We start from the raw sequence: 18,425 nt of genomic DNA on the forward strand, positions 1-18,425 counted from the left end.
ATCATTCTCCCGCTTGGAGCGACCGGGCGAGGGCGGGAACGACGGGCGCGTCGGGCGCGTCGGCCCGTTCGGCCGACGCCTCGCGGATGGTCATCCACACGTTGTAGAGGCCGACGACTGCGCCGATGACGAAGAGGAGGCCGCCGATGGCACGGGCGATGTAGTAGGGCCGCATCGCCACGAGCGAGTCGATGAAGGAATAGGCGAGCGTGCCGCCTTCGTTGTAGGTACGCCACATCAGGCCCTGGATGATGCCCGAGTTCCACATTGCGAAGACGTAGACGAGCGTGCCGGCCAGCGAGAGCCAGAAGTGCACCTCGACGAGCTTGTTGGAATACATGGCCGGCCGCTTCCAGACCCACGGCACGACGGCATAGATCGAGCCGAAGGTGATGAGCGCTACCCAGCCGAGCGCGCCGGCATGCACGTGGCCGACCGTCCAGTCCGTGTAGTGCGAGAGCGAGTTGACGGCGCGGATCGACATGAACGAGCCCTCGAAGGTCGAGAGGCCGTAGAACACTGCCGCCAGCATCATGAAGCGCAGCGTGGCGTCATCACGCACCTTGTGCCAGGCGCCGTTGAGGGTGAGCAGAGCGTTCGCCGCCGCCATCCACGAGGGCACGATCAGCATGATCGAGAAGGTCATGCCGAGCGTCTGCACCCATTGCGGCAGGGCCGTGTAGTGCAGGTGGTGCGAGCCCGCCCACATGTACATGAAGGTGATGCCCCAGAAGCCGAGGATCGACATGCGGTAGGAGAACACCGGCCGGCCCGCGCGCTTGGGCAGGTAGTAGTACATCATCCCGAGGAAGCCGGCGGTGAGGAAGAAGGCGACCGCGTTGTGGCCGTACCACCACTGCGTCATCGCATCCTGCACGCCCGAGAAGGCCGAGTAGCTCTTGGCGCTGCCGAAGGAGATCGGCACGGCGAGGTTGTTGACGATGTGCAGGATGGCCACGACCAGGATGAAGGCCATGTAGTACCAGTTGGCCACGTAGATATGCGGCTCCTGCCGGCGCATCAGCGTGCGCAGGTAGATCGAGAAATAGACGACCCACACGACGACGAGCCACAGGTCGGCGTACCACTCGGGCTCGGCATATTCCTTCGACTGGGTGATGCCGAGGAGATAGCCGCTCGCCGCGATGAGGCAGAAGAGGTTGTAGCCGACGAGCACGAACCACGGGCTGAACTGGTCGGGCAGGCGGGCGCGGGACGTGCGCTGCAGGACGTGGAAGGAGGTGGCGATGAGCGCGTTGCCGCCGAAGCCGAAGATGACGCCGGAGGTGTGCACCGGCCTGAGGCGGCCGAAGCTCGCCCAGGCGGCGTCGAAGGTCATGTCCGGATAGACGAGCAGCCAGGCGACCCAGTCGCCGACGCCCATGCCGATGACGCCCCAGATCATGGCGAGCACGACGCCGGCCTTCGTCGGCGTGTCGTAATACTGGGCGAGGCGCTCCTCGCCCGGCTCTGGCGCATAGAAGCCGGCGATGACGAAGAACATCAGGATGACGGCCGAGGCCATGATGAGCCCGCCGTGCACGGCAAGAATGTCCCCCCGGCCGGCGATGGCCAGGGCAAGGCCGAATGTCGCCACGGCCGTCAGCACGGCAAGAGCCAGCCGCCTCTCGCCCCTCGTCAGTTCCGATATCATGGTGGCGTTGCTCCCGCTCCGCTCCTGGTCCCTGCGACGGGTGCGGAAATCCGCCCGTCTCACAGGCCATAGGACGAGCCGGCGGCCGATTGTTTGATGCGGATCAAAGAACGCCGGATTCGGCTGTGCCGGGCGCCTGTCTTGGCCCGGTTCCCCCACGCGGCCAGAGGCCCGGCCCGCAACGCCGCTAGATACATGGTCGCGGGGCGGGGCACCGATTCGTAATGCAACTCGTTTGCACTTGCGCCGCGGCTGCGCGTCGCCTATATCTGCAATTGCAATTCATTCGCAATAAGGAGAGGCGTTTCATGCCCGATGCGACGCGACGCGGCCTCATGGCTATGGTGGCTGCTGCCCTGCTTGGTTTCATGGTCGCAGCCGGCCCGGCCGCGGCGCAAACGCCGCCGGCTCGCAAGCTCGTCATCGTTGCCACGACCGGCATGATCGCCGACGCCGTGCGCCAGGTGGCAGGGGACCGGGCCGAGATAAAGGCCCTGATGGGTCCGGGTGTCGATCCGCACACCTATCGCCAGACCCGTTCCGATATTGTCGCCATGACGCAGGCTGACGCCGTGATGTGGCACGGGCTCTACCTCGAGGCCCAGCTCGAGGCCTTTTTCGTCGACCTTGCGAAGCACAAAAGGGTTTTCGCTCTTGGCGAAACTCTGCCGAAGGCTGAATTGCTGGCGCACGAGGACTACGAGGGCCGCTACGATCCGCACGTCTGGATGGCGCCGCGCATCTGGAAGGGGGTCGTTCTTGCCGCGCGCGATGCGCTGATTGCGCTCGACCCGGCCGGCGAGGCGACCTTTCGCCGCAATGCCGATGTACATCTAGGCGAGATCGATGCGCTCGCCGCCTATGGCGAGAAGGCCATGGCCAGCGTACCGGCGGAGGCTCGCGTCCTCGTGACCGCGCACGATGCCTTCCGCTACTTCGGCCGCGCCTATGGCTTTGAGGTGCTCGGCATCCAGGGCATCTCGACCGAGAGCGAGGCGGGGCTCAAGCACATCGAGGATCTTGTCGGCACGTTGGTCGAGCGCAGGATCGGCGCCATCTTCGTCGAGACCTCGGTGCCGGACCGCAACGTCAGGGCCCTCATCGAAGGGGCGGCGGCGCGCGGCCACAAGGTGGTCATCGGCGGCGAGCTCTATTCCGATGCCATGGGTCGGCCGGGCACCTACGAAGGCACCTACGTCGGTATGATCGACCACAATCTCACGACGATCGCCCGGGCGCTCGGCGGCGACGCGCCGGCCAGGGGCTTTCAGGGCAAGCTCGACCCGGTCGATTGAAGAGGCATGACGCCATGAGTACCCCGACCCTGATCGCCGACAACGGCCGCACGCTCGGCGAGAGCCATCCTGACAGTCCGCTCGCCGTCAACGGGCTGACGGTCAGCTACGGCGAGAAGCCCGTGCTGTTCTCGATTGACTTCGTCGTACCGAAGGGGGCGATGGTTGCCATCGTCGGCCCCAACGGCGCCGGCAAGTCGACGCTCATCAAGGCGGCGCTCGGCATCGTGCCGCGCATCGCCGGCGAGGTCACGGTTTTCGGCGCTCCTTATGAAAAGGCGCGCCACCGCATCGCCTACGTGCCGCAGCGTGCCAGCGTCGACTGGGACTTCCCGGCGACCGTGCGCGACGTCGTGCTGATGGGGCTCTACCGCGAGATCGGTTTCCTGCGCTTCGCCGGCCGCCGCCATCGCGAAAGGGCCCTCGCCTGCCTCGAGCGCGTCGGCATGGCGGCCTTCGCCGACCGGCAGATCGGACAGCTCTCCGGCGGCCAGCAGCAGCGCGTCTTCCTCGCCCGCGCGCTCGCCCAGGAGGCGGACCTCTATGTGATGGACGAGCCCTTCGCCGGCGTCGATGCGGCCACCGAGCGCGCCATCATCGCCGTGCTCAAGGAGCTCAACGGCGCCGGCAAGACCATCGTCTGTGTGCACCACGACCTCGCTACCGTGCCCGACTATTTCGACCATGTCCTGCTCGTCAATGTGCGTAAGATTGCTGATGGGCCGGTCGCCACCACCTTCACCTCGCACAACCTGCAGGCGACCTACGGCGGTCGTCTCGCGGCCGCCCATGTGGAGGAGGTCGCGGTCGGGCGGGAAGCGGCGGGGGAGGGGCGATGATGGCCTTCCTCACGGCGCTCGCCCTCGGCGCGGGCTACAACACCGCCCTCGTCACCATCGGTGCTGCCATCCTCGGCGGCGGCGCCGGGGCCATCGGCACCTTCGTGCTCCTGCGCAAGCGCTCGCTCGTCAGCGATGCCGTCAGCCACGGCACGCTGCCGGGCCTCGCGCTCGCCTTCATCCTGATGGCGCTCCTGACCGGCGACGGACGCAACATCGTCGCGCTCATGGTGGGCGCAGCGTTCAGCGCCGCCCTCGGCCTCTTCTGCGTCGAGTGGATCACCCGCCGCACGCGTCTCACCGAGGATGCGGCCATCGGTGCGGTCCTGTCCGTCTTCTTCGGCTTCGGCATCGTGCTGCTCACCGTCATCCAGTCGCTGCAGACCGGCGGGCAGGCCGGCATCGCCGGCTATCTCTTGGGCTCGACCGCCGGCATGCTGCGCTCGGAGGCGGAGACCATCGCCGTCGCCGCGCTTGCCACGGGGGCTGCCATCTTCGTCCTGCGTCGGCCCTTCACGCTGGTGTGCTTCGACGAGGGCTATGCCGCGACGCGCGGCATCGACGTGCGCCTCACCGACCTTGCCATGATGGGCGTGCTGCTCGCCGTCACGGTCATCGGCCTCAAGGTGGCCGGCCTCGTGCTCATCGTCGCGCTCACCATCATCCCGCCGGTGACGGCGCGGTTCTGGACCGACCGGCCGGAACGCATGGTGCTCATCGCCGCCGCCTTCGGCGCCGCCGCAGGCTATGTCGGCGCCGCCATCTCCGCCTCGGACCGGGGCCTGCCGACCGGGGCGGTCATCGTGCTCACCGCCGCCGCTTTCTTCGCCGTCTCGCTCGTCCTGTCGCCCGTCCGCGGGCTGATGTCCGGCCTTGCCACGCGCCTGCGTTTCCAGCGGCGCGTGCACGAGCGTCAGGGCCTGCTCGCGCTCGCCCGTGGCGAGGCCATCTACGATCCCCTGACCATCAAGGTTCTGCGCCGGGCCGGACATATCCGCGCCGATGGCGTCGCGACGCTCGAAGGCCGCGCCGCCGCTGCGGCCGCCGTGCGCGAGGAGGCCTTGTGGGGTCTCTACCGCCGGCTTCATCCCGATGAGGCGGGGGCCCTTGATCACCAGGGGCTTGCGCCCATCGCGACGGCCTTGCCGCCCGACGTTGTGGCCGATCTTGCCGTGCGCCTCGAGCCGGCCGATACCGGAGTACGCTGATGGGTACCGATTTCGTTGTCCTCAGCCTGGTGCCGCTCGCAATCGGCATCCTCGTCTGCGTTTCCTGTGCGCTGCTCGGCAATTTCCTCGTGTTGCGTCGCCAGAGCCTCATCGGCGATGCGGTGAGCCACGTAGTGCTGCCGGGGATCGTCGGCGCCTTCATCGTCACCGGCACCGTCGCGGCCGGCGCCATGCTGCTGGGCGCCGGCATCGCCGCCGTCCTCGCGGTCCTCCTCATCGAGATCGTGCGCCGGGTCGGTCGTGTCGAGCCCGGCGCGGCCATGGGCGTCGTCTTCACCACGTTCTTCGCCGCGGGCGTGCTGCTGCTCGAGCAATCGGACACGAGCTCCGTGCATCTCGACGTGGAGCACGCGCTCTACGGTAATCTCGAGAGCCTCATCTGGCTCGCGGGCAGCGCAGGCTGGGCGGCGCTCCTCGATCCTGCCGCGCTCGCGGCGCTGCCGCCGCAACTGCCGCGCCTGGCACTCGTCACGTTCGCCGTCGTCTTGTTCCTGCTCGTTTTCTGGAAAGAACTCGTCGTCGGCACCTTCGATGCGACATTCGCGGAAAGCGTCGGCGCACGGCCCGGGCCCGTGAGCTTCGCCCTCATCGTCATGGTGGCTGTGGCGGCGGTGGCGGCCTTCGATGCCGTAGGCTCGATCATCGTCATCGCCATGTTCATCTGCCCGCCGGCCAGCGCGCGGCTAATGACCGACCGGCTCGTGCCGCAGCTGGCCTGGAGCGTCGTACTCGCCGTGGTCTCGGCCATCGCCGGCTATGTTCTGGCCGGCTACGGCCCGCTCTGGCTGGGTGCCGCCTACAGTGTCAGTGCCGCAGGGATGATCGCGACTGTCGCAGGGCTGATCCTCGCGCTCGCCTGCCTGGCCGGGCCGCGGCGCTTCGGCACGCGCACGGCCGCCCGTCGGCGGCGACCGCCCCCAGGGCGGGCATCTCACCACCAGTCGTCGATCTCGAATTCCTTGCAGGTATAGCCAATGAAGCAGCTTGGCGTGTCCGCGGCGCGCACCCAGGCGGGGCGGGTGACCTGTGTCGGGAAGCAGAAGCTGCCGTTGGCGACATAGCGGTCGTAGGTCGTCCGGCTGGTCGAGACGACGACGGCGCCGCGCGAGGCGACGATGCCGGCAAGGGCGCGGCACGTGAGCGCGGGCGCATAGGGGCGCGACTGTGCGAAGGCCTGGGTGGCCGGAGCAGCGACGGACGCGGCCATCAACAGGGCAAGGGTGAGGGTGCTGGCTTTCATCGTCTCGCCTCCACATGGGCGCCGGGCGCCGGACGAACAACAAATTATAGCTCGCCTGAAACAGAATGGCCCCTTCGCGCGTTTCCATGGCACTCGCTTAAGTCAAGGGGTGGAACGCCATGTCCACGATACTCATCGTCATACTGATATTGTTGCTCATCGGCGCTCTGCCGAGCTGGCCCTACAGTGCAGGCTGGGGCTATTACCCGAGCGGCCTCCTGGGCCTCATCCTCATCGTCATCCTCATTCTCGCACTGATGGGGCGCTTGTAGCGCCCGACAGGATCAGGCGTTTTCGGGTCGGCCGCCGGCGCACGTTCTCCGCGCCGGCGGCGGCGTGACATTCAGGGTCACAGGGAGAGAGAACATGGAGTTGACGATCCAGCTTCTTGGTGTGCTCGGTTCCATGATCGTCTTCGTGACGATCTGCGCTCTCGAAGGGGCAAGCTGAACGAGCCCGCTCCCGATCGATTTTTACGGCACTGCCGAGGGCAGGGGGGTCAATCGCCCGCGCGGCGAATGCGTGTTGCCGCCTGTGAGAGATGGTAAAGCGCGATTCCGCTCGTCGTCGCCACGTTGAGGGAATCGAAGCCCTGTGCCATGGGGATGGTCACCGTGCGGGCGCGCGCCATGACGCCGGCCGGCAGGCCCGGACCTTCCGTGCCGAGCAGGATGGCGGCCCGGGCCGGACGCGCGAGCTGCGCAAGTGGCGTTGCGCCCGACGGGCTCAGCGCGAAGGGAAGGAAGCCGTGCCGCTCCAAGAGGGCCACGACGTCCTCGCTCGCGCCGATGCGAGCCGAGGGCACGATAAGGCTCGCGCCGACGGAGACGCGGATCGCCTTGCGGTAGAGCGGATCGCAGCTCGCCCCGTCGAGCAGCACGCCCGCAGCGCCGAAGGCGGCTGCATTGCGGAAGATGCCGCCGACATTGTCATGGTTGGCGATGCCAAGCCCGACGACGACGAGCGCCTCCTCAGGCAGTTGGTCGAGGAGCTCGGCCGCTCCCGGCATCGGCGCCCGCTCGCCGAGCGCCAGGATGCCGCGATGAATATGGAAGCCGACGATGGCATCCATCACCGCCGATGAGGCGCGGTAGACGGGCACCGCCGCCGGCACCAGCGCCAACAGGTGGCCGAGATTGTCGAAGCGCTTGGCTGTCACCAGCAACGAGCACGTCCGGTGGACGGCGCGCGTCAAGAGCACGCGCAGCACCACCTCGCCCTCGGCGACGAAGTGGCCCTGCCGGCCGACGAGATCGCGCTCGCGCACGTCGCGATAGGCGGCGATGCGGGCGTCACCCGGATCATCGATGTCGATGATTTCAGCCAAGGGCGGCTCCCGCACGGCCTTGTGCGCCGCAGTCGCCAGCCATGCGCTCGCACGCATGGCTTTTCCTGTCGTTCGCTGGCATTGTCCCTTGCCTCATTGGAACAGCCATAAGAAAAAGCTCGCTCACGCTCAAGGACGGCGCCGCAGGGCGCCAGGATATGGAAGACCCGATGCCCAGCTATCGCTCGCGAACCTCCACCCACGGCCGCAACATGGCCGGTGCCCGCGGCCTCTGGCGCGCCACCGGCATGAAGGATGGCGACTTCGGCAAGCCGATCATCGCCGTCGTCAATTCCTTCACCCAGTTCGTGCCTGGCCATGTGCACCTGAAGGACCTCGGCCAGCTCGTGGCGCGCGAGATCGAGGCGGCGGGCGGCGTCGCCAAGGAATTCAACACCATCGCGGTCGACGACGGCATCGCCATGGGCCACGACGGCATGCTCTACAGCCTGCCCTCGCGCGAGATCATCGCCGACAGCGTCGAATACATGGTCAATGCGCATTGCGCCGACGCCATGGTCTGCATCTCCAACTGCGATAAGATCACGCCCGGTATGCTGATGGCGGCCATGCGCCTCAACATCCCGGCCGTCTTTGTCTCCGGCGGACCGATGGAGGCTGGCAAGGTCGTCCTGAACGGCAAGGAAAAGGCGCTCGATCTCGTCGACGCCATGGTCGCGGCCGCCGACGACACCGTCTCGGACGAAGATGTGAAGGTCATCGAGCGTTCCGCCTGCCCGACCTGCGGCTCGTGCTCGGGCATGTTCACGGCCAATTCGATGAACTGCCTCACCGAAGCGTTGGGCCTCGCTTTGCCCGGCAATGGCTCCACTCTCGCCACCCACGCCGACCGCAAGCGCCTCTTCGTCGAGGCCGGCCACCTCATCGTCGATCTCGCCCGCCGTTATTACGAGCAGGACGACGCCTCGGTGCTGCCGCGTGCCATCGCGAGCTTCAAGGCCTTCGAGAATGCGATGACGCTCGACATCGCCATGGGCGGCTCAACAAACACGGTTCTCCATCTCCTCGCCGCGGCGAATGAGGGCGAGGTGCCGTTCACGATGAGCGACATCGACCGCCTGTCGCGCCGCGTGCCCGTCCTGTGCAAGGTGGCGCCGGCGGTCGGCCACGTGCACATGGAGGATGTGCACCGCGCCGGTGGCATCATGGCGATCCTGGGCGAGCTCGATCGCGTCGGCCTCATCGACACCAGCTTGCCGACCGTGCACAGCACGACGATGGCTGAGGCGCTGGAGCGCTGGGACATCGCACGCACCGACAGCGAGAGCGTGCGCACGTTCTACAGGGCCGCGCCCGGCGGCGTGCCGACGCAGGTCGCTTTCAGCCAGGACCGGCGCTGGGACGACCTCGACCTCGACCGTGAAAAGGGTGTCATCCGCGCCGCGGAGCATGCCTATTCGAAGGACGGCGGCCTCGCCGTGCTCTACGGCAACCTCGCCGAGGACGGCTGCATCGTGAAGACGGCCGGCGTCGATGAATCGATCCTGAAATTCTCCGGCCCCGCCCGCATCTTCGAGAGCCAGGATGCGGCGGTCGAGGGCATCCTCGGCAACAAGGTCAAGGCCGGCGAGATCGTCCTCATCCGTTACGAGGGGCCGCGCGGCGGCCCGGGTATGCAGGAAATGCTCTATCCGACGAGCTACCTGAAGTCGAAAGGGCTCGGCAAGCTCTGCGCTCTCGTCACCGACGGGCGCTTCTCCGGCGGCTCCTCGGGCCTGTCCATCGGCCACGTCTCGCCGGAAGCGGCCGAGGGCGGCACCATCGGCCTCGTCGAGGAGGGGGACATCATTGAGATCGACATCCCGAACCGGCGCATCCATCTCGCCGTGGGGGAGGAGGAGATCGCCCGCCGCCGCGCCGCCATGGAGGCGAAGGGCGACGCCGCTTGGCAGCCGGCCGCCCCGCGCAAGCGCGCCGTCTCGGCCGCCCTGAAGGCCTACGCGGCCCTGACGACCAGCGCCGCCCGCGGCGCCGTGCGCGACGTGAGCGGCCTCAAGCGCTGAAAACGTTTCGGCGGGTCGCAGGGCTGGAGCGCCGCTGCCCCCTCCCCATTACATGAGGGAGGGGGCGCCAAGACGCCGCCCGCCATGGCATCGCCAGCGCCGGGCGCTCGGGCCGTTGCGTCGCTACGCCTGCGTGACGACGGCCTCCAGAAGCCGCATCGCCCGCGCCCCGGCGGCGGCGTCGGGCACGTCGCGCTGCTCACCTCGTACCACCGCGAGGAAGTCACCGATCAGGGCGTAGTAGCCCTTGTGGTCCTCGTTGGCGGCGACCGTCAGGTTCGGCTCCCAGACGAGCGTATCCTCGCCGTCGACGAGGCTCGCGTCCGTGCGGCTCACCTTGAAGGGCGGGGCGCGGTAGTAGCGGACCTCGTGCACGTTGCGCACCTCCACGCGCTGGTGGTCGGCCATCACCTGCCACCATTCCATCGGCGTGCCGCGCGACTGGTGCGTGCCCATGACGAGCGTGCCGAGGCCGCCGCTCGCGAAGCGGAAATCGACGTGCAGCAGCAGCTTTCCGGGGGCGAGTTCGTGCCGGCGCGCGCCGACTTGGGCGACCTCGCCCATCAGCCACGGAACGAGGTCGAGATAGTGCACGCAATGATGCAGGTAGAAGCCGGTGTAGTCCGGGTCCTTTTCGAAGTATGTCGGCGCCGTCATGTACTCGCCGAGGAAACTTGCCGGCGTGCCGAATTCCGGCTTGGCGACGACATTGGCGGCGATCCGGTTTGCCGTTGAATAGCGTTTCATGAAGCCGAGCACGACGGGTACGCCCGCGGCCTGCGAAGCCTTGGCAAGTTCCTCGGCCTCGCGCGCCGTCGCTGCCGGCGGCTTCTCGACGAAGACGGGCAGCTTGCGTGCCATCGCCGCCATGCCGACAGCGAAATGTACGGCAGGGCCTGCAGCAATGCCGATGGCATCGATGTCCTGGCGCGCCAGCAGCGCCTGCCAATCGCGCATCGTGTTCTGCACCGGGATGCCGTAGCGTCTCGCGGTCTGAGCGAGCCGCGCTTCGTCGGTGTCGCAGAGCGCGGCGATGGTGACATCGTGGCGGATGAGCTGCGGCAGCAGCATCTCGTTGGCATGCGTGCCGCAGCCGATCCAGCCGATGCGAATGGTCATGGCTCATGCCCTCCCGGCGAAGGCGAGCGCGGCCTTGAGATAGGCCACACTGTGGGCGAGTTCTCCGTCTTCGTTGCGCTGCGGTGCACGCCATTGGGCGAGCGGCACCCCCGGCCGCTCGTCGTCGCGGCGGAAGGGCTCGAGGGTGATCGGCCCAGCGTAGCCGACGTCGACGAGGGCACGCGCCACCGCCGGCCAGTCGATATGGCCGGAACCGACGAAGCCGCGGTTGTTCTCGTTGGCCTGGAAATGTACGAGCCGCTTGCCCGCCAGTCGGATGGCGTCGGGGATGGAGGGATCCTCCATGTTCATGTGGAAGGTGTCGAGCATCACGCCGAGCGCCGGCGAGGAGACCGCCTCCGCGATGGCGAGGCCGTGGCGCGTGGTGTTGGCGATGTCGGTCTCGAAGCGGTTGAGCGGCTCGAGCCCGAAGGTCACGCCGGCATTCTCGGCGCGCAGGCTCGCCTCCCTCAAGCCGCTGACGACGCGATCGATGCGCCGCTTGCGCTCCTCCTCAGCGACCGGTGCCGGCGGGCGCCCGGCGAAGACCATCGGCGCCCCGTAAAGCGGCCCGCCGACGATGGTTGCGCCGAGCGCCGTCGCGGTCTCGACGCAGGTGCCGAGATAACGGATGCCCGCCTGTCGGGCGCCCTCGTCAGCACTCGAAATGTCGCGGGCAAGGCTGACGCGGGCGGCCAGCACCACGCCGAGGCCGCTGTCGGCGAGTGCGGTCCTGGTCTCGGCGAGATTGAGCTCGCCGGGCTCGGGCACCAGCAGTTCGACGAAGTCGCAGCCGGCCTTCTTCGCTCGGGTGAAGGTTGCGAAATGTTCGCGGCCGAACGGCCGGGCATAGAACATCGAGATGACGCCGATCGGGTTCATTTGCTTGGTCATGACTTCACCGCACCGGCCGTGAGACCGCCCACGAGCCGCCGTTGCACGAGGAGGAAGAGGATGGTGACGGGGATGGCGACGAGCGTTCCGCCCGCCGTGAGCAGGCCCCATTGCACCGTGAACTCGCCGATGAAGAGCTGCAGGGCAACCGTGACGGTGCGCACGTTCTGGCCCGACAGCATCATGGCGAAGAGGTATTCGTTCCAGGAAGTGACGAAGATGTAGATGCCCGTCGTCACGATGCCGGGCATGACGATCGGCAGGATGACGAGGCGGATGGTTTGCAGACGGCTGGCCCCGTCCATGATCGCTGCCTCGTCGAGTTCGGGCGGGATCGCATTCATGTAGCTCGTCATCATCCAGATCGAGAATGGGATCGCGAAGGTGGAATGCCCGGCGATGACGCCGAGGAAGGTGTCGAGCAGCCCGAGGGCGCGCATCAGCACGAAGAGCGGGATGATGATGAGCACGATCGGGAACATGTTCACGACGAGGAACTGCACCATCAGGAAGCGCCGCCCGCGGAAGCGGAAGCGCGAGAAGGCATAGGCCGCCGGCACGCTGACGAGGAGCCCGACCGTGACCGCGCCGACGGCGACGATGAAGCTGTTGAGGAGGTTGCCGGCGAAGGTCGTGCGGGCGAGGAGGTCCCGATAATGCTGCAGCGTGCCCTCGCTCGGCCAGTACGCAACCGGCCATTGGGCGATCTCCTCGTTGGGCTTGAAGGAGGTGATCACCATCCAGGCATAGGGCGCGAGCGCGAAGAGCACGATGGCGAGGACCGGGATCTCCACCTGGACGACGCGGGCGAGACGGGAGCGGCGTTCGATCATCGGCTGAGCTCCCGCGCCACGCGGCGCACATAGATGAAGACGACGACGAGCAGAAGCGCTGTGAGCACCAGCGCGAGCGCCGCGCCATAGCCGAATTCCATGCCGCTGTAGGCTTTGAGGAAGGCGTAGAGCGGCAAGGTGTGGGTGGCGTAGCCCGGCCCGCCGCCGGTCATGACGAGGATCACGTCGAGCGAGTTCGCCACCCAGATGGTGCGCAGCAGGAGCGCGGTCGCGATCACCTCGGAGATCGACGGCAGCGTGACGTAGACGAGCTTCTGGAAGCGGCTCGCCCCGTCGATCTCGGCCGCCTCGTAGAGCTCGGCGGGGATCGTCTGCAGGCCGGCGAGCACGACGACCGCGAAGAAGGGAAATCCCTGCCAGATGAGGGCGAGGATGACGGCGTAGAAGGCCGTATCGGGATGGGCGAGCCAGGCGACCGGTTCGGAGATGAGGCCGAGCCGCAGGAGCCCGTCGTTGATGACGCCGACATTGAAGTCGTACATCCAGGTCCACATCAGGCCGATGATGACGCTCGGCAGGGCCCAGGGCACGATGATCAGCGAGCGGGCGATGCCCCGCCACCAGAAGCTCTCGTTGAGGAGGAGCGCGGCGCCGAGCCCCAGCAGGAACTGGAAGCCGACGACGAGCGCGATCCATAGGAAGGAGTGGCCGAGCGAGATCCAGAAGACCTCGTCGTTCCACATGCGTTGGAAATTGCCGAAGCCGATGAAGGGCACGTCCTTGGGGCGGAAGAGCACGAAATCGTGCAGGCTCATCCACGCCGTCTGCAGGACGGGAACGAGGATGACCGCCGCCGTGACCACGAGGGCGGGCAGCAGAAAGGCATAAGGCGTCATAAGCGCGCGCGAGCGCGCTCCCGCCGTCACGAGGCTCGTCACGGGCCGAAACTCCGGAAAAGGTGGGTGGAGGCGGTATTGCGCCGCGCTCCACCCGGGTCGGCAGGGGCCAGGGGGGGCCCCCCGCCACCCATCAACCGTGGAAGTGCTTCTCGATGGCCTGCATCATGTCGTCGGGGCTGATCTGTCCGAGCAGCGCGCGCTGCATGTTGGTCGGCCAAACGGTGCGCACGAAATCCGCTGTCTTGGGGCTATCTGGCAGCACACCGGCCATGGCGAGCGACTGCTCGCTGGCCTCGACGAAGCGCTTGGGATGCAGCTTCCAGTTCGCCATGCCCGAGGTGGTCACGGTGAGCTGGCCGGTGAAGCCGTTGAAGGTGACGTTGTTCTCGGCGGTGGACAGGAAGGTGATCCACTTGAAGGCGGCCTCCTTGTTGGCGCTTGCCGCGAAGACCGCGTTCGATTCGTCGCCAAAGGAGGTCCAGCCGTTGCCGTCGGGCGCGCGCGGCACCGGCACAGCGGAGACCTTGTCGCCGAGCGCCTCAACCATCTCGTTGGACGAGCCGACGTGGTGGATGGTCATGGCCGTGCGGCCCGCCTTGAAGCCGTCGATGATCTGGCGGAAGCCGTCGGTCGGTGCTGACGGCGGGAAGACCTTCTCCTTGGTACCGAGATCGACGAACCAGCGGTTGGCGGCGAGCGCCTTGTCGCTGACCATGCCGCCCTTGCGGAAATTGGCGCCGCCGCCGAGAACGAATGGCCCCCAATGGTCGTGGCCACCCGCTCCGCCGCGCATGCCGAACCCGAAGACGCCATCCCTGGTCAGTGCCTTCGCCGCCTTGAGGAAGTCGTCGAAGGTGTGCGGGGCTGCGACGCCGGCCTTTTCGAACAGATCCGGTCGGTAGTAGAGATAGAGCACTACGTATTGTAGCGGCAGGTAATATTGCTTGCCATCGCTGGCCCTGTTGAGCTGCCAGATGTCCTCGGTGATGTCGGTACGCGCGTTCCAGCCCTTGAGCATGTCGTCGAGCGGCTCGAGCGCTCCCATCTCCACGAGGCGGGCCTGGTTGTTGAGCTTCACCATGGCGCAGTCGGGCGCATTGCCCGCGACGAGCGCGGCGAAAAGGCGCGTGTAGTAGTCGTTGCCGCCGCCCCACGGAATGCTTTCGGCGACGACCTTGATGCCGGGATTTTCCTTCTCGAACTTCGCGACGAGCTCGGCTGGCGAGTGCTGCGGATTGTCGAAATGGTACCACCAGCGCACCGTCACGCCCTGCGCGACGGCCGGGGCGGGAAAGCTGCCCGCGAAGGGCGCGGCAAGCGCGCCCGCGCCGGCGAGTTGCAGGAATCTGCGCCTCCCGATGCCCTTTTTGCGGGTCATGTTGTCCTTGGTCATGTCCTCTCCTCCGGTTCTTTGCGTGTTGTTTCTGGGGTACCGCCCTGGTCCCCTTTCGCTGCAAGGGGGAAATTGCCGTCTCCTATCGGCCGAGAACCTCCCTGATATGCGCCGCGCCGGCCGCGATGGCCGCCCTTGCCGCCGGCAGCTCGCGCGTCATGCGCAGAAAGCCGTGGACGACGCCGGGCGTCACGTCGAGGCGGAAGGCAATGCCGGTGTGGGCGAGTTTGTCGGCCAGCAGCAGCGTGTCGTCGAGCAACGGATCGAGCCCCGCGGCATTGAGATAGAGCGGCGGCAGGCCGTCGAGTTCGGCGCGCAGCGGGACGGCGAGCTCGGTGGTGTCCGCCGGCAGGGTGCCGAGGAAGTTGCCCCAGTACCACTGCATGATCGCGGTTCCGAGAAAGAGGCTGCCGTCGCCAAGGCGCTCGTGGCTTGCCGTGTCGAAGATCGGCGCGTAGCAGCCGTAGAACAGGGCGGCCGTTGCGGGCAGCGCCTGTCCCTTGTCGCGCCGGGCGAGAAGCGCGGCGAGCGCGAGGTTCGCCCCGGCCGAATCGCCGGCGAGCGCGATGCGCGCCATGTCGACGGGCTGGCCGAGGCCGCCATCGGCCGCGAAGGCGAGGGTGGCGAGGACATCGTTGAGCGGTGCCGGGAAGGGATGTTCCGGAGCGAGGCGATAATCCATGCTGAGGACGGCGCAGCCCGAGGCCTTGGCCAGGTTGCGCACGGTGCCGTCGTGCGTGTCGATGGAGCCGAAGGTCCAGCCTCCGCCGTGCACGAAGACGACGAGGCCGTTCGTCAGCGCGTCCGCCTGCGGTTCGTAGAGACGGGCCCGCAGGCCGCCGGCAGCCGTGGGGACGGTGAGCTCACGCACCGCCGCCAGCTCCGGCGCGCCAGCGTTCCAGGGCTTCGCCAGCTCTTCGAAGGTCTGTCGGGCCTCACCCATCGCCATGGTGCGGTAGTCGACGGCGGGCGCAGCGCGCATGCGCTCGTAGATGGGCCGGAAATCTGGGTCGAGGGGCAGAGTCATGCTGACTGACGCTCCGAGGAAACGTCGACGATGGTGTCGATGTGATGGCCGAGCGCCTCGGCAAGGCCGGCGCCGTCGCGCGCGGCGAGGCGCTCGTAGATGGGTTGGTGCCGGCGCGCCGTCTCGAGCAGCGGCCGGCGATGGCGCGGCTCCCACAACTTCTGCCGGTGCGAATGCAGGATGCAGCGCACGAGGATCTGCTCCAGCGCCTGCAGGCCCGCGAGGCGGAAGATGGCGAGGTGGAAATCGGTGTCGAGCTCGATGAGCCGGTACTGGTTGCCCGCGCTCGCCACTCGCTCCATCTCGTCCTGGAGGGCCTGCAAATCATGCAGCGCGCCATCCGTTACCGCCGCCGCAGCCCGCACGGCTCCACGCATCTCGATGCGGCGCCGGAGCGCGATGATCTCGTCGGCCTCTTCCGGGTCGAGAGGCGTGACGGTGGTGCCGCGATGGCCGCTGCGGATGACGAGCCCGTCCTCCTGCAGGCGTAGCAGCGCCTCCCGCACCGTGCCCTGGCTGCAGCCAAGCTCGCGCGCGAGGCCGAGTTCCGTCAGGGCGATGCCAGGCTGCAGGTCGTTGAGGATGATGCGGCGTTTGACCGCCGAATAGGCTGCCTCGCGCGGGCGCAAGTCCTAATCCTCCCTGCTTTCTTATTATCGATATTGATATTGATAATTCAAACGGCTTAACCTGACAAGACGGCGCCCGCCAGGGCGGCCGCAATGATCGAGGTGGCGATGGCCTCAGGACGCGGCGGCGCGTGGGGGGGACCGGCTTTCCGCCTGCTTCGCGGGCGCTGTCCAGCCGAGTGCCCGCGAGATCGTATCGGCCGTCTCGATGACGAGTTCGCCGAGCACGGGGATACGCGCCGGCGAGATGCGCTCGGCCGGGCCGGAGACGCTGATCGAGGCGAAGACGCTGCCCGAGGCGTTACGGATCGGGGCGGCGACGCAGTTGAGGTTGCGCTGGTGTTCGGACCAGTCGATGGAGTGGCCTCGCTTGCGCGTCGCCGCCATCTCCTCGCGCAGCCGCTGCGGGTCGACGATGGTGTTTTCCGTAAAGGCCTTGAGCCCGGCGGCGATGACGCGCTCCAGCGTCGCCTCGTCCTGGAAGGCGAGGATGGCCTTGCCGACACCCGTACAATAGACCGGTGCGCCCTCAATGGTCATGACGAGCGAGCTTGGGCCGCTGTCCATCTCCTTGCGGTCGACGAAGACGGCGTGCAGGCCGTCGAAGATGCAGAGGTGGACCACCTCGCCGCTCAGCTTGGCGAGGCGGTCGACATGCGGCTGCGCCTCGCGGTGCAGGTCGAGGTTGGCGAGATAGAGGCTGCCGAGTTCGAACAGCTTGAGCCCGAGGCGGTAGCGCTCCCGGTCTCGGTCCTGCTCGATGAAGCCGATCTCCTTCATCGTCGCGAGCAGCCGGTGGGCGGTGGCCTTGGGATAGCCCGTCCGCGCCTGGATCATGCCGAGCGTCAATGTCCGGTCGTGCTTGGTGAAGCACTGCAGGATGCTCGCCATCTTGCCAAGCGAGTTGACCAGATCCTTGCGCTGGGTCCGCGTCACGCTTTGCCTCGTTCATTCCGTCATGCGGAACATATCGAGGAAGTTCTTCGAGCGTCAAGCGCTTTTGAGCCGTGCGTCCAGATGGGCGAGCGCGGAGTCCGATTCTGTGTTGACGATCGACTTGGAGGCTCGATAAAGTCTGATATACGGAATAAAAATCCGATATTCGGACCAGGGAGCTGAAATGCACAGGAAACTCGCAGGTGTCATTCCGCCAATGACGACGCCGTTTCGGACCGATGGGACGATGGCGCTGGAGGCCGTTGCCGGGCAGGTGGACTTTCTTGTCGCGGCCGGAGCGCACGGCCTGGCAGCCGGCGGCTCGACCGGCGAGGGCCATACGCTCGACCCGGAGGAGTTCCGCGATCTCATCAGCGCGGCGGTCGCCGCCACCGCCGGGCGGGTGCCGGTGATCGCCGGCATCATCGTCGACAGCACGCGCGACGCGATCCGCCGCGGCAAGCTGGTGCGCGACATGGGCGTCGCCGCCCTGCAGGTCACGCCGGTGCACTATCTCTTCAAGCCGGACGACGAGGCGATGGTGCGCCACTTCCGGGCGCTCGCCGACGAGACCGGCCTGCCGATCATCATCTACAACGTGGTGCCCTGGACCTATCTGTCGCCGAAGTTGCTCGCCCGCATCATGCGCGAGGTGCCGATGGTGGTCGGCGTCAAGCAGAGCGCCGGCGATCTCAAGCTCTTCGCCGACCTGATGGCCGAGAACCTTGCCGACAAGCTGATCTTCAGCGCCGTCGATGCGCTGATGTATCCCTCCTACACGCTCGGCGCCCACGGCTCGATCGCCGCGATCCTCGCCGCGGCGCCCAAGGCGTCGGTCGATCTGTGGGACGCGGTGAAGGCCGGCGATCACCCGCGCGCGCTCGATCTCCACGTCAAGCTGCTGGCGCTGTGGAACGCCATGGTCTCGGACAACCTGCCGGCCTGCACGAAATATGCCCAGAGCCTGCAGGGCGTGAACGCGATGGAACCGCGCGCGCCGATGCCGCCGGCCTCGCCCGCCCAGCGCGAGGCGATCCGCGCGGCGCTGGCGGGCCTCGGCGTTGCCGTCAAGGCAAAGGCGGCCTGAAGGCCGTCTCCTGTTCAAAAAAGCAAAAGCATATCGGGT

Annotated in this window: 18 protein-coding genes; 7 read left to right on the forward strand and 11 right to left on the reverse strand. The window is 67.3% G+C overall.

All coding sequences use genetic code 11. The features are described 5' to 3' along the window. Position 1: 1 nt before the first annotated feature. Entirely contained in the window at positions 2-1,654 is a 1,653-nt protein-coding gene (gene ccoN, locus BOQ54_RS03490) for a cytochrome-c oxidase, cbb3-type subunit I (protein ID WP_055460297.1), read from the reverse strand. A 308-nt stretch (positions 1,655-1,962) separates the two neighbouring features. Here ccoN and BOQ54_RS03495 point away from each other — a divergent pair, with 308 nt between their 5' ends. The 4 genes from BOQ54_RS03495 to BOQ54_RS03510 are packed head-to-tail and all read left to right on the forward strand — an operon-like array spanning position 1,963 to position 5,988. After that, positions 1,963-2,949 (forward strand): metal ABC transporter solute-binding protein, Zn/Mn family, encoded by a 987-nt coding sequence (locus tag BOQ54_RS03495; protein WP_055460298.1) that lies wholly within the window; start codon positions 1,963-1,965, stop codon positions 2,947-2,949. A gap of 14 nt (positions 2,950-2,963) precedes the next feature. After that, the gene (locus tag BOQ54_RS03500; protein WP_055460299.1) at positions 2,964-3,788 is read left to right on the forward strand and encodes a metal ABC transporter ATP-binding protein; all 825 of its coding nucleotides are present in this window, start codon (positions 2,964-2,966) and stop codon (positions 3,786-3,788) included. Continuing rightward, positions 3,785-4,996, forward strand: a complete 1,212-nt coding sequence (locus tag BOQ54_RS03505) for a metal ABC transporter permease (protein WP_071923283.1) — start codon at positions 3,785-3,787, stop codon at positions 4,994-4,996. Before BOQ54_RS03500 ends, BOQ54_RS03505 begins: the two co-directional genes overlap by 4 nt. Next, positions 4,996-5,988: a metal ABC transporter permease gene (locus BOQ54_RS03510; RefSeq protein WP_071923284.1), complete on the forward strand. Its 993-nt coding sequence runs from the start codon at positions 4,996-4,998 to the stop codon at positions 5,986-5,988. The genes BOQ54_RS03505 and BOQ54_RS03510 overlap by 1 nt, the downstream gene beginning before the upstream one ends. Here the strand turns inward: BOQ54_RS03510 and BOQ54_RS03515 are convergent. Next, the gene (locus tag BOQ54_RS03515; protein ID WP_055460302.1) at positions 5,949-6,257 is read right to left on the reverse strand and encodes a hypothetical protein; all 309 of its coding nucleotides are present in this window, start codon (positions 6,255-6,257) and stop codon (positions 5,949-5,951) included. The genes BOQ54_RS03510 and BOQ54_RS03515 overlap by 40 nt on opposite strands. A gap of 119 nt (positions 6,258-6,376) precedes the next feature. Between BOQ54_RS03515 and BOQ54_RS03520 the strand changes: the two genes are divergently transcribed. Beyond that, positions 6,377-6,529 (forward strand): DUF3309 family protein, encoded by a 153-nt coding sequence (locus tag BOQ54_RS03520; RefSeq protein ID WP_071923285.1) that lies wholly within the window; start codon positions 6,377-6,379, stop codon positions 6,527-6,529. 227 nt (positions 6,530-6,756) lie between these two features. Here the strand turns inward: BOQ54_RS03520 and BOQ54_RS03525 are convergent, their stop codons facing one another. Continuing rightward, positions 6,757-7,641, reverse strand: a complete 885-nt coding sequence (locus BOQ54_RS03525) for a TrmH family RNA methyltransferase (RefSeq protein WP_083585893.1) — start codon at positions 7,639-7,641, stop codon at positions 6,757-6,759. Positions 7,642-7,754: 113 nt separating this feature from the next. Here BOQ54_RS03525 and ilvD point away from each other — a divergent pair, with 113 nt between their 5' ends. Beyond that, on the forward strand, positions 7,755-9,608 hold the full coding sequence (gene ilvD, locus BOQ54_RS03530; protein ID WP_063187367.1) for a dihydroxy-acid dehydratase: 1,854 nt from the start codon (positions 7,755-7,757) through the stop codon (positions 9,606-9,608). A gap of 123 nt (positions 9,609-9,731) precedes the next feature. On the opposite strand, the gene BOQ54_RS03535 is transcribed toward ilvD, so the two are convergent. The 8 genes from BOQ54_RS03535 to BOQ54_RS03570 all read right to left on the reverse strand — a co-directional run bounded on the left by BOQ54_RS03535 (position 9,732) and on the right by BOQ54_RS03570 (position 17,299). Next, on the reverse strand, positions 9,732-10,727 hold the full coding sequence (locus BOQ54_RS03535; RefSeq protein ID WP_063187369.1) for a Gfo/Idh/MocA family oxidoreductase: 996 nt from the start codon (positions 10,725-10,727) through the stop codon (positions 9,732-9,734). Positions 10,728-10,730: 3 nt separating this feature from the next. Beyond that, positions 10,731-11,621: a sugar phosphate isomerase/epimerase family protein gene (locus tag BOQ54_RS03540; protein ID WP_082464871.1), complete on the reverse strand. Its 891-nt coding sequence runs from the start codon at positions 11,619-11,621 to the stop codon at positions 10,731-10,733. Then, positions 11,618-12,454 carry a carbohydrate ABC transporter permease gene (locus tag BOQ54_RS03545; RefSeq protein ID WP_055460306.1) on the reverse strand — a complete coding sequence of 279 codons (837 nt, stop codon included), beginning with the start codon at positions 12,452-12,454 and terminating at the stop codon, positions 11,618-11,620. The genes BOQ54_RS03540 and BOQ54_RS03545 overlap by 4 nt, the downstream gene beginning before the upstream one ends. After that, positions 12,451-13,353, reverse strand: coding sequence for a carbohydrate ABC transporter permease (locus tag BOQ54_RS03550; RefSeq protein WP_055460307.1), 903 nt, complete (start codon positions 13,351-13,353; stop codon positions 12,451-12,453). The genes BOQ54_RS03545 and BOQ54_RS03550 overlap by 4 nt, the downstream gene beginning before the upstream one ends. Before the next feature lie 91 nt (positions 13,354-13,444). Then, complete coding sequence (locus BOQ54_RS03555) at positions 13,445-14,707, reverse strand: ABC transporter substrate-binding protein (RefSeq protein WP_055460308.1); 1,263 nt, start codon at positions 14,705-14,707, stop codon at positions 13,445-13,447. An 82-nt stretch (positions 14,708-14,789) separates the two neighbouring features. Continuing rightward, positions 14,790-15,734, reverse strand: a complete 945-nt coding sequence (locus BOQ54_RS03560; RefSeq protein WP_071923287.1) for an alpha/beta hydrolase fold domain-containing protein — start codon at positions 15,732-15,734, stop codon at positions 14,790-14,792. Beyond that, entirely contained in the window at positions 15,731-16,363 is a 633-nt protein-coding gene (locus BOQ54_RS03565; RefSeq protein ID WP_055460310.1) for a GntR family transcriptional regulator, read from the reverse strand. Before BOQ54_RS03565 ends, BOQ54_RS03560 begins: the two co-directional genes overlap by 4 nt. A gap of 114 nt (positions 16,364-16,477) precedes the next feature. Then, positions 16,478-17,299: an IclR family transcriptional regulator gene (locus BOQ54_RS03570; RefSeq protein ID WP_063187381.1), complete on the reverse strand. Its 822-nt coding sequence runs from the start codon at positions 17,297-17,299 to the stop codon at positions 16,478-16,480. Positions 17,300-17,483: 184 nt separating this feature from the next. Here BOQ54_RS03570 and BOQ54_RS03575 point away from each other — a divergent pair, with 184 nt between their 5' ends. Continuing rightward, positions 17,484-18,386, forward strand: a complete 903-nt coding sequence (locus tag BOQ54_RS03575) for a dihydrodipicolinate synthase family protein (protein ID WP_055460312.1) — start codon at positions 17,484-17,486, stop codon at positions 18,384-18,386. The last annotated feature ends 39 nt before the right edge of the window (positions 18,387-18,425 follow it).

Source organism: Chelatococcus daeguensis (assembly GCF_001887265.1).
Lineage (GTDB): Bacteria > Pseudomonadota > Alphaproteobacteria > Rhizobiales > Beijerinckiaceae > Chelatococcus_A > Chelatococcus_A sambhunathii.